The following is a 13,117-nucleotide window of genomic DNA, read 5'->3' as shown; positions in this document are numbered from 1 at the left end:
ACGCTACTTTCTCCTGCAGGCGCAAGACTCAGTCGACCGCTGCAAAAGCCTTGCACCAGCCATCCTTGCTGATGGCACCCTCCACCACCTTGCAGCCGTCGGGCGCGACGAACAGCGTGCACAGTCCGCAGGAGTAGATGCCGTTCGGCGTGTCCTGGTATTCCGCCTGCGGTTTTGTCATTTTGTCGGAGGCTGCGGCAGGTCGCGGAAACAGTGCCGCGGGAATTCCCGCGATGGCGGAGGCGATGAAGGCGCGTCGCGAACGTTCGCACTGTTGTTTGGCCATGGTGTTCACCCCATGCGTCGTCCCGGCGAAAGCAGGGACCCATACTCCGCGGCAGGCATTGTAAACGGGACTCGTCGTTCCGGCATCGCGCAACAATGATCATTTGTGGTTATGGGTCCTTGCTTTCGCAGGGATGACGCTGAAACTCTCACCCAACGCGTGCCGCCATTGGCTCCGTCACCCCCGCGCAACGGCTTCGCCATTGTCGCTGGAGGAGCGCGTAGCGCGTCTCAGAGGGTCGACGGCCACCAGCTGGACCGTTCATCCTTCGAGGTTCTCGCTTCGCGAGCCCTCAGGTGCGCAATTGCGCACCGGGGAATGACCCCAGGAAAACGAACGCGCGATCGAAGCCGCTCAGGGTTTGCGCAGATTGAGCGAGAAGCGCAGGTTCAGCGGCTGCAGCATTTCCGGCGGCGGCGCCTGGCCGACATTGCCGCGCTTCAGGATGGTACGCAGGTCCTCGGTGGCGCCGGCATCATTGAGCGCCGGAAACGTGACGCGCTCGACGGTGCCGTCCGGGTTGAGCCAGGCGCGCACCACGAGCGTCGGCGGCGGTCCGTTCTCCTTGCCGGAATGTTCGATGACCCAGTTGCGGAAACGATTGGCAACCGTCTCGTCGGCCGCGATCCATTCCTCGAACCGGTATTTGACCAGCTTGGCAAACTGCGCCCATGACGGTGGCGCCTGTTCGGGATTGCGAAAGTTGGCGTCTTGAGCGTGGCCCGGCGCTGGGGACAGGATCAAGAGGCCGAACGAGAGCACGAGCGTGCCCCGCAAGATGAGCATGGTTCTGGACAAGGGCTGACCGCGGACAGCAGGCTGACAAGGCAACGCGAGAGTATTAGCGCTTGCAGCAACTAGTCGTTCATTGTTGCAGGCATGTGACGCGCGCCGGGATGCTGGCCGCCTCCTCGGTGTTTTGGCCGATCACTATGGGGCCTGCCTGCGCAAGGCGATGAAGTGCTGGACGCCGCTCTCGCCGCAACCCGCCGACCTCGCGGCCGTCAATCGGGTAGCCCTGCCCGTCGTAGCGCGTCCGCATACTTCGCCACGTCTTCGAGGTTCCGATACGGACCCAACACGGTGTTCAGCGTCGCTGGTCGTAGCGCCGGATCGACCTCGTGCAATCGCGTCGCAAGTCTCCTGGCCTCGTCGCAGTGCCCGGCAAGCGCGCCGCTCGCGGCGCCGATGCGCAGCGCGGCGTGGCTGTCCGGCCGGCTGCACAACGCCATCCTCGCCCATGACAGTGCTTCGTCGTAGCGGCCCGCGAAGAAATGAGCATGAGCTGTTCCTTCTTGCGGCCAGAACCTGCCCGGATCGACAGGGCTCAGTCGAATGGCGCGTCCAAAGTGCTCGATGGCCAAGTCTGCCTCCCCGAGCCACAGCCGCGACCAGCCGCTATGTGTCCACGAGGCCCCGAGGTTCGGGTTCAGGGCCAGCGCGCGATCAATCAAGGCGACGCCCTCAACGAGGTCTTTGGCGACATAGGCCAACGAATGCCCGACATGCACGAAGGCGATCGGGTCGTTCTTGCCCAGTTGCATCACCCGGCGGGCCAGTCTCCTGACTTCAGCGACCTCCTGGTCGGGATCGACCATCCAGCCGAACCCCTTGCGCACGCTGAAACGCATCGCGGCAGCGCCGTAAGGCGTCGGGAATTCGGGATCAAGTTCGATGGCCCTGTAGAACAGGCGGAGCGCTGCTTCGTTCCCCTCTCTGGTCCACTTGTAGGCTTCCGCCATCCCTCGAAGATAGAGATCATAGGCGCCCAGATTCTCCGTCGGCTTGCATTTGGCATGCTCGAGCTCCGCCACATACACGTGGTCGGCCAGGACAGCGACAATGGTGCGTGCCACGTCGTCCTGGACCGCGAAGATGTCCTTCAGCTCGCGGTCGTAACGCTCGGCCCAATGGTGCGCCCCGGTCAGGGCATCGATCAGCTGTGCCGTGATCCGAACCCGCTCTCCGTCACGCCGAATGCTGCCTTCGAGCAGGTAGCGCACATCAAGCTCCCGACCGATCTGACGGACATCGACAGCCTTGTCCTTGTACGTGAAGGACGAGTTGCGGGCGATGACGAACAGCTGCGAGAACCGTGACAGCTCGGTGATGATGTCTTCGGTGATGCCGTCGCTGAAATAGTCCTGCTCCCTGTCCCCCGACAGATTGGCGAAGGGCAGCACCGCGACGGACGGCATGTTGCTTGGAGCGCCGGGCGGTGCGTCCACCTCGTGCCGGATCTCGCGGCGCGGCGACCATTCCGGGTGCGCGAGCCGGTTTAGGTCCTTCCCGTCCAGAGCCATGGCCGGCAATCCAGTCGGCGGTTCCTGTACCATTCGCACAACGCCCACGAAGCGAAAGCCTTGTCGAGGCAGTGTCTTGATCAGGCGTTGCTCTTGACCGGAATCGCCGATCGCGTGTCGGGCAGCATTCAGGCGCGTCGTCACCGCGCCATCGGAAACGACCCGTCCATCCCAGATCGTGGCGACAAGGTCGTCCTTGCTGACGACGCGATCCCTGTTGCGGATCAGGCAATCAAGCAGCGCGAAAACCTGTCGCGTCGTCGGGACAATTTCAGGCCCGCGTTGCAGTTCGCGCCGCTCGGTGTCCAATACGTAATCCTCGAAGGAATAGCGCAAGGGACCATTCTCCAAATGGCCCTCCGGTCGCCCGAAGGCGCTCCCGCGCGGGCTGGCGTCGAAAGAATAAGCCGCCGGTAAGGAAAATGTAAGCGATATGTCAAGCAGCACTCCCGCCGTCCTGCCACCTTCATGCAGAGGACGCGACGTCGGGAGATGTCCAATGGATACGCCCTACCACAGCGTTAGATCGCCGCATGCGATTGCATCAGCACATCCGCGCCTTGCCATCGTCAGCCGGTGCTGGGCCGCGTTGCTGGACTGGCAGGAACGCGCGCGGCTACGGCAGCGTCTGAGCAATCTGAACGATCACGAGCTACGGGATATCGGTATTGCGCGCGGTGAGATCGACTATGTCGCCTCGCATCGCGCGGTCGACCCGCGGGGCGCCATTTATCCTCAATGAGCAGAGGTGCCCGGCCGGGGGAAACGTTCGCGATCAGCATCGCATTGCGCAGAGGCTGTGTCATGCCCGCACGAAAGACTCCTCTCGAGACGAGCGAACGGACACTGGACGCATTTCGGGTCCAGCCTGACTGGTATGAGGAATACTGGCTACGGCCGAACACGGCTGCTCCGTCCGGTATGGCGAGATGGCTGCGCCGGGCGTCCCGGTTTCTGGCGCAGCGCGAAGAGGATCAGCAGGCCGAACGAGCGCGCGAGCGCACCCGCAAGATGAGCATAGTTCTGGACTAGGGTGACCGCAGGCGGCAGGCTGACTGGACGACGCGAGAGGATCAGCGCCGGCAGCAATCTGTCGCACCGGTTGGCCGGCAATGTTTGTGCATACACCGCACTTAAAGGCGGCTGAAGACCTCGCGGACGATGCGACGCGCCAGAACGCTTTCGAGCGAACGGCCGTCACGTCGATGTATCAAAATGTGAAACGATGATTTTCCATCATTGCCGTTTCAGGACGGCGGCTGCGACCACATCATCTCATAAGTCACATGGAGGTCGCAGATGAACGAGCATGCCAGCAAGACCAACATTCCGCCCTCCGTGGGCGCAGATGTGAGCCGCATCGAAACGCTACTCACCCGCAACCTGCCGGAGGTTTTCGGCGAAGGCGATCCGGTGCGCCGAAGGGCCGCGATTGAGGAGCTCTACACCGTGGACTGCGTGCTCTACGCACCGCCGGGCATTCTCGTGGGCCGTGACGCACTCGACAAGTTCGCCGGCGATCTCCGCGCGACGCATCCGCACTATGTGTATACGCCGCATGGCGCGCCGCAGGCGCTGCACAATTCGGGACGCCTGGCATGGGGCTCCGGGCCGCGAGGCGAAGCGCCTGTCTATACCGGCGTGGATTTCATCATTGCGCGCGACGGCAAGATCGCCGCGCTTTACGTGTATTTGGACACTCCGCCCTCGTGAGCGGCGGTGGCGCGGTGCCGCAATCGCCGCGCCGAAGACGTGCGGAGCGAGGCGGCGGACGTCAGGCGACGGCACAACCGGCCGGGGCTATGCGAGCCGGCATGCGCGCGTGACATCCGCCCGAGCGACTGCCCAACCGTTGAACGCAGCCCGGATCAGCGGCGCGCAACGGCCCTCGCCTCCGCGCGGGACGCTGTGAAGCGCCACCGCGCGCGAGTGACAGCGGTCGTCAGATCGATCTGCGCCGCGTTTCGTCGACTGCTAACTTCCTGGAGGCGAGTAGGCGGCCTTCAGCTTGCTCGCGTGCTGACGCACCACCTTGATCTCGTCCTGCGTGAAGAGCCGGAGCAGCTTCACATTCTGGACGGCGCCGGCCGCCACGACCACGCCGGTGATGGCGGGTGCGACGGTCGGATCCGGCACGTCGAAGATCACCATCACGCCGGGGCCATCGGCCGCCGTGCTGTACATCGAAATCAATTTGCCGCCGCCCGCCTCGATCAACTTCTTGGCCGCCTCATACCGATTGGTCGTCGGGTTCTCCATGATGCTGTTGATGGATCGCGGCGTGTATTCCCCTGAGAGACAGAAGTGCATGGCAATCGCTCCATTTGGCTGGAAATGGAAAAAAGCATTCACCCGGGCATGACCCAGGCAGAAGGTTTTTCGTACTGAAAATGAGACCAAAAGGCCTGCCGATGGCCATGATCGCTGCCGCTCATTCTCCGGATTTCGGCGTAACCGGTGGCAGCTCGCCGCGCAATCTACATCAAATGACAGCCAAGTGAAATTGCGTTTCGTGGCTCCGAAAAAATTCGCCCTGTCATCGACCGACCATGAAGGGCAGTCCACCTGACCTGACGCGCAAGTCAGCACGGCCGGTCGTCTCGCAGCGCGCAGCGCATCGCACGCAGCACGACGCGCCGACGCGCGGGACTGAACGAATCTCGTGGCGAGAGACGTCCTGTGGTAAGTGTCGCCGGCGCTCATTGCCGAGCGCGTAGCTCAATTGGACAGGGAGTTTTCAGATATGAATTTCCGTGCATTTGGCTTTTCAATCGTCGGATTGTTTGCGGCGATCTCCGCGACAGCGGCTGCGGATTCTCCGCCGAGCTATCAAAGCGATCCCGACACCTACAAGGTCATCTTCGAGGATCAGAATTTCCGCGTCATTGCCGCGACCTGGTAGAAGGGGACGACAGACAAGCCGCATTCCCACCCGGTGCCGTTCGTGGTCTATCCGCTGACCGACTGCACCATTCGCCTGCACAATGCCGACGGCACCACGCGAGACGCCCCCAGCAAGGCAGGCACGGCCTTTGCCGGGCCACTCGTGGTTTCCCACACCGCGGAGAACATCAGCAGCGACGACTGCAAGGCGATCTTCGTCGAGCGCAAATAGCCGAGCCGGCCGCGAAATCTCGGCAATCATCCGTCGGCGTCCGGACAAGGAATGCCGACGGATCCCATGACAAATGACACGCAAGGTTGCTTACCGGCCTGTTCGGCCAGCAGCATTGCGCGGTGGTGACTGGCGCGGAAACAGCGCAATGCGGATCACAGCGCCTTGCAAACAAGGCCGATCTGCCCCAGTGTCCCGCGCCTCCCGTCAAGAACAAGAGAAAGAACACGCATGAAGCATCGCGCGCTCGGCCGCTCCGGCCTCACCGTCCCTCCCCTCTGCTTCGGCTGCAATGTGTTCGGCTGGACGGTGGACGAGGCTGCATCTTTCCGGCTGCTCGACACCGTGCTGGAGCATGGACTGACGTTCCTCGATACGGCCGACGTCTATTCGCGCTGGGTGCCGGGCCATGATGGCGGCGAGTCCGAGACGATCATCGGAAAATGGATGAAGGCGCGCGGCAACCGCAGCCGCATCATCCTCGCCACCAAGGTCGGCATGGACATGGGAGGCGATAATGTCGGCCTGAAGCCGGACTACATCGCGCGCGCCGTCGAGGACTCGCTGCGGCGGCTGCAGACCGACCACATCGACCTCTACCAGTCCCACAAGGACGACGAGGCGACGCCGCAGGAAGAGACGCTCGCGGCCTACGACAAATTGATCAAGGCCGGCAAGGTCAGGGCGATCGGCGCCTCGAATTTCTCGGCGGAGCGGCTCAAGAGCGCGCTGGATATTTCCAGGGCGAACGGGCTGCCCCGTTATGAGAGCATGCAGCCCGAATACAGCCTGGCGGAGCGGTCGAGCTATGAGGGCGCGCTGCAACGCGTCTGCGAGGACAACGACGTCGGCGTGATCACGTTCTTCTCCCTCGCCGCCGGATTCCTGACCGGCAAATATCGCTCGGAGAGCGACTTCGCCAAGAGCCCGCGCGGGGCGCGCAGCATTCCGAAATACATGAACCCGCGCGGCATGCGCATCCTGGCCGGCCTCGACGAGGTCGCCGCCGAAACCCGCGCCGAGCCGGCCGCGGTCGCGCTCGCCTGGCTGATGGCGAAGCCCGGCATCACCGCGCCGATTGCCAGCGCCACCAGGCCCGAGCAGGTCGCAACGCTCGTCGCGGCTGCCGGGCTCGAGCTGAGCAAAGGTCAGGTCGAGCGGCTGGACGCCGCGAGCGCGTAGCGGGTGGGCCACGCTCTGAAGCAAGATCAGATTTGTTGAATGGCAGCCGCAATGGCGGTGCGCCCCCTCTCCCGCTTGCGGGAGAGGCGAAGGAAATATGCGGCCGCTATTCTCACCTCGCCCTAGCCCCACGGCCCGCGCTGGCCCGAGGCTCCGCCCCACGGGCTGCGCGGCGGATAGCTGGCGCCGGCCGGGCGCGGCGCGGTCTGGGTGCCGAGCTCGGCGGCGAGCTGCTGCAGCGCCGCGATGCGGTTCGCGGTCGAGGGGTGGGTGGCGAACAGATTGTCGACACCATGGCCCGACAGCGGGTTGATGATGAACATGTGCGCGGTGGCCGGATTGCGCTCGGCTTCCATGTTCGGCAGCTGATGCGAAGCGTTCTCGATCTTCGCGAGCGCGGATGCCAGCCACATCGGCTGGCCGACGATGCGCGCGCCATAATTGTCGGCAGCGTATTCGCGGGTGCGGCTGATCGCCATCTGCACCAGCATGGCGCCGAGCGGCGCCAGGATCATCATCGCGATCGAGCCGACGATGCCGGGGCCGTTGTTGTTGCGGTTGCCGCCGAAGAACATGCCGAACTGCGCCAGCATCGAGATCGCGCCGGCGATGGTCGCCGTGATCGTCATGGTCAGCGTGTCGTGATGCTTGATATGCGCGAGCTCGTGCGCGATCACGCCGGCGAGCTCCTCGCGACTCAGCCGCTGCATCAAGCCTGTGGTGACGGCGACCGCGGCGTTCTCCGGATTGCGGCCGGTCGCGAATGCATTCGGCTGTGCCTCGTCCATCACGAACACACGCGGCATCGGCAGGCTCGCGCGCTGCGCGAGCTCGGCGACGAGATTGTAAAGGTCCGGCGCCGAACGCGCATCGACCTGATGGGCGCCGTACATCGACAGCACCATGCGGTCGGAGTTCCAGTAGGTGAACAGATTTGTCGCAGCAGCAACGATCAGCGCGATCACGGCGCCGGTGCCGCCGCCGATCAGATAGCCGACGCCCATGAACAGCGCAGTAAGGCCGGCAAGCAGGAGCGCGGTGCGGAAATAGTTCATCGTTGTTCCCTCACGGCGAGCGGAATGCTGCCACAACTGACGCCGCAGAGGTAGGGATTTTGCCGCCGAAGCCGCAAGTGGAAGGCGTGCGTCGCAGCGACGCGGCGGGATTAACGATTGGTCATGTGACGCGACCCAATGCCGTGTAGCCCGGATGCAGCGCAGCGAAATCCGGGCTACGAGTTCGTGCGGGCTACGATCCCTCGCTACTGCGCCGGCTCCTGCGCGTGCTCCGTCTCCTGCTCGCGCAGCGCGACGCGCAGCATGCGGGCGAGCTGGGCGCGGCTGTAGGGCTTTGCCAGGAACAGGATGCCCTGCTCGAGCTTGCCGTCCTGGTCGATGGCGTTCTCGGTGTAGCCCGAGGTGAACAGCACGCGCAGGCCGGGGCGGCGCCGCTGCGCCTCGGTGGCGAGGTCGCGTCCGTTCATCGCACCGGGCATGATGACGTCGGTAAACAACAGATCGACCGGCGCGCCGCTGTCGAGCACGGCCAGCGCCTCGTCGCCATTGTTGGCCGACAGCGTGGCGTAGCCGAGGCTCTCGATCTGGGTCAGCACGTAGGACCGCACCAGCCTGTCGTCCTCGACGACGAGCACGATTTCCCGCGCGCCGCGCACCTCCGGCTGCCGCCGCTCGGGCACCGCGGCCGCCGACACCGCCGTCGCGCGCGGCAGAAACAGCATGACCTTGGTGCCGCGACCCAGCTCGCTGTCGAGCACGATGTGGCCATTGGACTGCTTGACGAAACCGTAGACCATGGAAAGCCCGAGGCCGGTGCCCTTGCCGACGTCCTTGGTGGTGAAGAACGGCTCGAACACCTTGGCGAGATCGGCTTCCGCGATGCCCTGGCCGTTGTCGATCAGCGCGATCGCGACATAGTCGCCGGCGGCAAGTCCGTCATGGCCGCGGACGTCTGATGGCTTCAGTTCGGCAGTACGGGTCTCGATCCGCAGCCTGCCGCCCTTCGGCATCGCGTCGCGCGAGTTCAGCGCGAGGTTGATGATCGCGGTAACCAGCTGGTTGGAATCGACCAGCGCCCGCGGCAGATCCGGCATCGGGCGAAAATCGATATCGACGTGGTCGCCGATGGTCGGCCGCAGCAGCTCGATGGTGTCGACCATCAACGCATTGACGTCGACATCGCTCGGCTGCAGCGGCTGCTTGCGCGCGAAGGCGAGCAGATGCCGCGTCAGCGATGCACCGCGCTCGGCGGCGTCGCGGATCAGGCTGGTGATCTCGATCAGCTGCCGGTTGTGGGTGACCGCCTCGGCCAGGATGTCGATGGTGCCGGTGATGACGGTGAGGATGTTGTTGAAGTCGTGCGCGATGCCGCCGGTGAGCTGGCCGACCGCTTCCATCTTCTGCGCCTGGCGGATCTTGCTCTCATTGGCCTCGGCCTCGCGGAAGCGCTCGAGCAGGACTTCCGAGCGCTGGCGCTGCCGGCCTTCCTCGGCGAGCGCGACATGCGCCTCGCGCAGCTGTTGCTCGGTCGGGATCGCCAGGATTTTCGGGATCAGCGGCCAGAGCAGCACCGCGGTGACGACCGAGGCGACAGCGGTGAGCGCCTTGACTATTCCTTCGAGACCGTAGATCGGCACCCACAGCGTGTAGATCGAGAACACATGCGTGAGGCCGCAGGCGAGGATGAACGCGGCGAACGGCCAGGCCATCCAGCCGAACTGGAAGTCGCGCCGCTTGGAGACGAGGATCGCGAGCGCAAACGGGATCGAGAAATAGGAAGCGGCAATGATCGCGTCTGAAGTCACGTGCAGCCAGATCAGCTCCGGCTCCCACAACAGGCAGATGCCGTGTGGCGAAAACGTCGACGAATCCAACAGCCGCTCGAGAAAACTCCACATGGGTCCCTCCGGGCGTGATCAATCCGCCGACACCCCCGCCCGCGAATCACCCGCCGATCTTAGCGGCGGCTCTTCACTCTGCCGAAGCTCAATTGGTCTAACAGGGCACCCCCGTTGTTGCCCGGTGTCGCCCTGGTGTATGCAGGATGGGCCTTGATCCCCCTTTCCCAGCCGGTGACATCGATGCCAGCTTCTCCCCTCCGCGCCCCGATCATGTTCGCAGCGATCGCGGGGGCGTTGGCGCTCTCCTCGCTGGCTCAGGCGCAGCAGCCGCTGCCCAATCCCGCCGGGCCGGCCCCGGTCCGGGCACGCCCGGCCGCGGTGGCCTCGCCAAGGGCCGCGTCCTGCCACAACGGCCAGAGCTTCGATCGCTTCCTCGCCGAGCTGAAGCAGAAGGCGGTCGCTGCCGGCGTCTCGCAGCGGACGATTGCGGAGGCCGCGCCCTACCTGGTTTACGACCAGGGTATCGTCAACCGCGACCGCGGCCAGCGCGTGTTCGGGCAGATCTTCACCCAGTTCGCGGGCCGCATGGCTGCGAACTACCGGATGCAGCAGGGCCAGCAATACATCCGGACCTACGCGGCCGCGTTCGCGCGAGCCGAGAAGGAGTATGGGGTGCCGCCGGCGGTGATCGCCGCGTTCTGGGGACTGGAGAGCGATTTCGGCGCCCAGATGGGCAATCTGCCGACGCTGAAATCGCTGGTGTCGCTGGCCTATGATTGCCGTCGCTCGGAGATGTTCCAGGGCGAGACCATCGCGGCGCTGAAGATCATCGAGCGCGGCGACCTGACGCCCGATGAGATGATCGGCTCCTGGGCCGGCGAGCTCGGCCAGACGCAATTTTTGCCGACGCATTATTTCAACTATGCCGTCGACTATGACGGCGACGGCCATCGCAATCTGCTCGCCAGCGGCCCCGACGTGATCGGCTCGACCGCGAACTACATCGCCAACGGATTGAAGTGGCGGCGCGGCGAGCCGTGGCTGCAGGAGGTGCGCGTGCCGCAGGCCGCAAACTTTCCGTGGGACCAGGCCGACCTCACCGTCAAGCTGCCGCGTTCGAAATGGGTTGCACTCGGCGTCACCTTGACCGACGGCAAGGCTCTGCCGAATGACGAGATGCCGGCCTCGCTGCTGCTGCCGATGGGCCGGATGGGTCCGGCATTCCTCGCCTACCCGAACTTCGCCGCCTACACCGAGTGGAATAACTCGCTGATCTATTCGACCACCGCCGGCTATCTCGCCGGCCGCATCGCGGGCGCACCGCCGATGCAGCGTCCGCACGCGCCGGTCGCGCAGCTGCCGTTCAATGAGATCAAGGAGCTGCAATCGCTGCTGGCGCGCGCCGGCTACGACGTCGGCAAGATCGACGGCGTGCTCGGTCAGGCCAGCCGCAGCGCGATCAAGGCGATGCAGATGAAATACGGCTTGCCGGCGGATTCCTGGCCGACCGCGGAGCTGCTGGCGCGGATGCGCGGCGGTGGCCGCACGCAGCCGGCCGCAGACGCCGCGATGCCGGGGACGCGGTAGGACATCGTCGGACTGCCTAAGCGGCCCGCGTTGCTCTTGGACCGTCATCCTGGGGAGGCCGCGGAGCGGCCGTCTCGAAGGATCGACGGCCACCGGCCGGGCCGTGCATCCTTCGAGACGCGCTTCGCGCTCCTCAGGATGACGGGGCACGAAAGCGCCGCAGAATATTTGACCAGTTGTTACGGCCGCCCGCGGTTGTTTTCTTCCCGTCGCGGCCCCACTTGCAGCATCGCCGTTCGGTAACATCCGGATTTCATCTTAACAGGGAGCATCCCCATGTCCTTTCATGACGCCGTCGTCCCCGCGTACTTGCAAATCCTCAACAGCCTCACCGGCGAACTGACCAAGGCCGAGGCGCATTGCGAAGCGAAGAAGATCGCGCCCGAGGTGCTGCTGGGATCGCGGCTCTATCCCGACATGCTGCCGCTGACCAAGCAGGTGCAGCTGGTCTGCGATCATGCCGCAAGGGGCTGCGCACGACTGACCCATAGCGAGGTGCCGTCGACGCCCGACACCGAGACCAGCTTTGCGGAATTGAAGCAGCGCCTGGCGAAGACGATCGACTATGTGCAGTCGTTCAAGCCGGAGCAGTTCGACGGCGCAGACGCCAAGGACGTCACCTTCCCGGTCGGTGCCGGCCGCACCATGACCTTGAAGGGCCGGCAATTCGTCAGCGCCTTTTCGTTCCCGAACTTCTACTTCCACGCCGTCACCGCGCACGGCATCCTGCGTCACAACGGCGTCGAGATCGGCAAGCGCGATTTCCTCGGCGTGAGCTGACGCGATATTCCCCGCCGCGGGATTTTTCGCCTTCGCCAAGGCTTCGGCGCGACAAGTCGCGTCACGTGCCCGGCCGTGCTACTGCTCCCTGACAACAACAAGACGTCAGGGAGCACGCCATGTCGACGCACGCACCGAAAGCCATCGATCCGTCCGCCTCACTGCATGCGGAATCGCTCGGGCTCGCGAAAAATCACGGCCGCCTCGCCGGTCGGCGCATCATCGTGGTCGGTGCGGGACAGCGCACAACCGTGGATGAAGTGCCGCCGATCGGCAACGGCCGCGCCATGAGCGTGCTGTTCGCGCGCGAGGGCGCCTCGGTCGCGTGCCTCGACGTCAACAAGGAAGCCGCCGACGACACCGTCGCGCAGATCACGGGCGAAGGCGGCAAGGCCTTCACCGACGTGGTCGATGTCTCCGACGTCGCAGCGATCGCGCCCGCGGTCGAACGCTGCGCGCAAAAGCTCGGCGGGCTCGACGGACTGGCGCTGAATGTCGGCATTTCCTGCGGCCTGTCGCTGCCCAAGATGACGGCGGAAGCCTGGGACCGCGACTACGCCGTCAATGTGCGCAGCCACATGCTGTTCGCGCAGAAGGCGCTCGAGGTGATGGCGCCGGGCGGCGCGATCATCCTGATCTCCTCGATGGCGAGCCAGCGCGCCGGCGGCCGCAACCCGGCCTATGAATCCTCCAAGGCAGCGCAGATCGCGCTGGGGCGGGCGATCGCGCGGGCCGGCGAGGACAAGGGCATTCGCTGCAATGTGATCGCGCCCGGCTTCATGGACACGCCGATGGGCCGCGATGCCAGCCGCAGGCGATCGGACCGCGCCGTGACAGTGCCTTTCGGCCGCCAGGGCACCGGCTGGGAGGTCGCCTATACTGCGCTGTTCCTGATTTCGAATGAATCCTCCTATGTGAATGCGCACACTTTGTTCCTTGATGCCGGCCACATGGGCGGAATCGTGCGCGGCTAGCCTGCAAACTGCGCATATCCCGGCCATTGCGCT

Annotated in this window: 14 protein-coding genes; 8 read left to right on the top strand and 6 right to left on the bottom strand. The window is 64.8% G+C overall.

Annotated features, from left to right (window positions below):
* Window positions 1-28 precede the first annotated feature (28 nt).
* The 3 genes from ACE10Z_RS09150 to ACE10Z_RS09140 all read right to left on the bottom strand — a co-directional run bounded on the left by ACE10Z_RS09150 (window position 29) and on the right by ACE10Z_RS09140 (window position 2,925).
* Window positions 29-286 carry an iron oxidase gene (locus ACE10Z_RS09150; RefSeq protein WP_375787636.1) on the bottom strand — a complete coding sequence of 86 codons (258 nt, stop codon included), beginning with the start codon at window positions 284-286 and terminating at the stop codon, window positions 29-31.
* 354 nt (window positions 287-640) lie between these two features.
* Window positions 641-1,072, bottom strand: a complete 432-nt coding sequence (locus ACE10Z_RS09145) for a hypothetical protein (protein ID WP_375787635.1) — start codon at window positions 1,070-1,072, stop codon at window positions 641-643.
* A gap of 218 nt (window positions 1,073-1,290) precedes the next feature.
* Entirely contained in the window at window positions 1,291-2,925 is a 1,635-nt protein-coding gene (locus ACE10Z_RS09140) for a winged helix-turn-helix domain-containing tetratricopeptide repeat protein (protein ID WP_375787634.1), read from the bottom strand.
* A gap of 163 nt (window positions 2,926-3,088) precedes the next feature.
* Between ACE10Z_RS09140 and ACE10Z_RS09135 the strand changes: the two genes are divergently transcribed.
* The gene (locus tag ACE10Z_RS09135) at window positions 3,089-3,331 is read left to right on the top strand and encodes a DUF1127 domain-containing protein (protein ID WP_375787633.1); all 243 of its coding nucleotides are present in this window, start codon (window positions 3,089-3,091) and stop codon (window positions 3,329-3,331) included.
* 557 nt (window positions 3,332-3,888) lie between these two features.
* The gene (locus ACE10Z_RS09130) at window positions 3,889-4,302 is read left to right on the top strand and encodes a nuclear transport factor 2 family protein (protein WP_375787632.1); all 414 of its coding nucleotides are present in this window, start codon (window positions 3,889-3,891) and stop codon (window positions 4,300-4,302) included.
* A gap of 261 nt (window positions 4,303-4,563) precedes the next feature.
* On the opposite strand, the gene ACE10Z_RS09125 is transcribed toward ACE10Z_RS09130, so the two are convergent.
* Window positions 4,564-4,989: a GYD domain-containing protein gene (locus ACE10Z_RS09125; RefSeq protein WP_375787631.1), complete on the bottom strand. Its 426-nt coding sequence runs from the start codon at window positions 4,987-4,989 to the stop codon at window positions 4,564-4,566.
* A 343-nt stretch (window positions 4,990-5,332) separates the two neighbouring features.
* Between ACE10Z_RS09125 and ACE10Z_RS09120 the strand changes: the two genes are divergently transcribed.
* From ACE10Z_RS09120 to ACE10Z_RS09110, 3 genes are all read left to right on the top strand, one after another.
* The gene (locus ACE10Z_RS09120) at window positions 5,333-5,491 is read left to right on the top strand and encodes a hypothetical protein (RefSeq protein WP_375787630.1); all 159 of its coding nucleotides are present in this window, start codon (window positions 5,333-5,335) and stop codon (window positions 5,489-5,491) included.
* 42 nt (window positions 5,492-5,533) lie between these two features.
* Window positions 5,534-5,704, top strand: coding sequence for a hypothetical protein (locus ACE10Z_RS09115; protein ID WP_375787629.1), 171 nt, complete (start codon window positions 5,534-5,536; stop codon window positions 5,702-5,704).
* Window positions 5,705-5,935: 231 nt separating this feature from the next.
* Window positions 5,936-6,886 (top strand): aldo/keto reductase, encoded by a 951-nt coding sequence (locus tag ACE10Z_RS09110; RefSeq protein WP_375787628.1) that lies wholly within the window; start codon window positions 5,936-5,938, stop codon window positions 6,884-6,886.
* Window positions 6,887-7,008: 122 nt separating this feature from the next.
* Here the strand turns inward: ACE10Z_RS09110 and htpX are convergent, their stop codons facing one another.
* Together htpX and ACE10Z_RS09100 are read right to left on the bottom strand one after the other, a co-directional pair.
* Window positions 7,009-7,941: a zinc metalloprotease HtpX gene (htpX, locus tag ACE10Z_RS09105; RefSeq protein WP_375787627.1), complete on the bottom strand. Its 933-nt coding sequence runs from the start codon at window positions 7,939-7,941 to the stop codon at window positions 7,009-7,011.
* 206 nt (window positions 7,942-8,147) lie between these two features.
* Window positions 8,148-9,800: an ATP-binding protein gene (locus tag ACE10Z_RS09100; RefSeq protein WP_375787626.1), complete on the bottom strand. Its 1,653-nt coding sequence runs from the start codon at window positions 9,798-9,800 to the stop codon at window positions 8,148-8,150.
* Between the two features lie 183 nt (window positions 9,801-9,983).
* On the opposite strand from ACE10Z_RS09100, the gene ACE10Z_RS09095 reads away from it, so the two are divergent.
* The 3 genes from ACE10Z_RS09095 to ACE10Z_RS09085 all read left to right on the top strand — a co-directional run bounded on the left by ACE10Z_RS09095 (window position 9,984) and on the right by ACE10Z_RS09085 (window position 13,084).
* On the top strand, window positions 9,984-11,330 hold the full coding sequence (locus tag ACE10Z_RS09095) for a lytic murein transglycosylase (protein ID WP_375787625.1): 1,347 nt from the start codon (window positions 9,984-9,986) through the stop codon (window positions 11,328-11,330).
* A gap of 276 nt (window positions 11,331-11,606) precedes the next feature.
* Entirely contained in the window at window positions 11,607-12,110 is a 504-nt protein-coding gene (locus ACE10Z_RS09090) for a DUF1993 family protein (RefSeq protein ID WP_375787624.1), read from the top strand.
* Between the two features lie 119 nt (window positions 12,111-12,229).
* Window positions 12,230-13,084 (top strand): SDR family NAD(P)-dependent oxidoreductase, encoded by an 855-nt coding sequence (locus ACE10Z_RS09085; RefSeq protein ID WP_375787623.1) that lies wholly within the window; start codon window positions 12,230-12,232, stop codon window positions 13,082-13,084.
* The last annotated feature ends 33 nt before the right edge of the window (window positions 13,085-13,117 follow it).

The organism is Bradyrhizobium sp. Pha-3 (assembly GCF_042258615.1).
Taxonomy (GTDB): domain Bacteria; phylum Pseudomonadota; class Alphaproteobacteria; order Rhizobiales; family Xanthobacteraceae; genus Bradyrhizobium.
The sequence above is the reverse complement of the archived record's forward strand: the minus strand, read 5'-3'. Positions and strand labels throughout refer to the sequence as shown.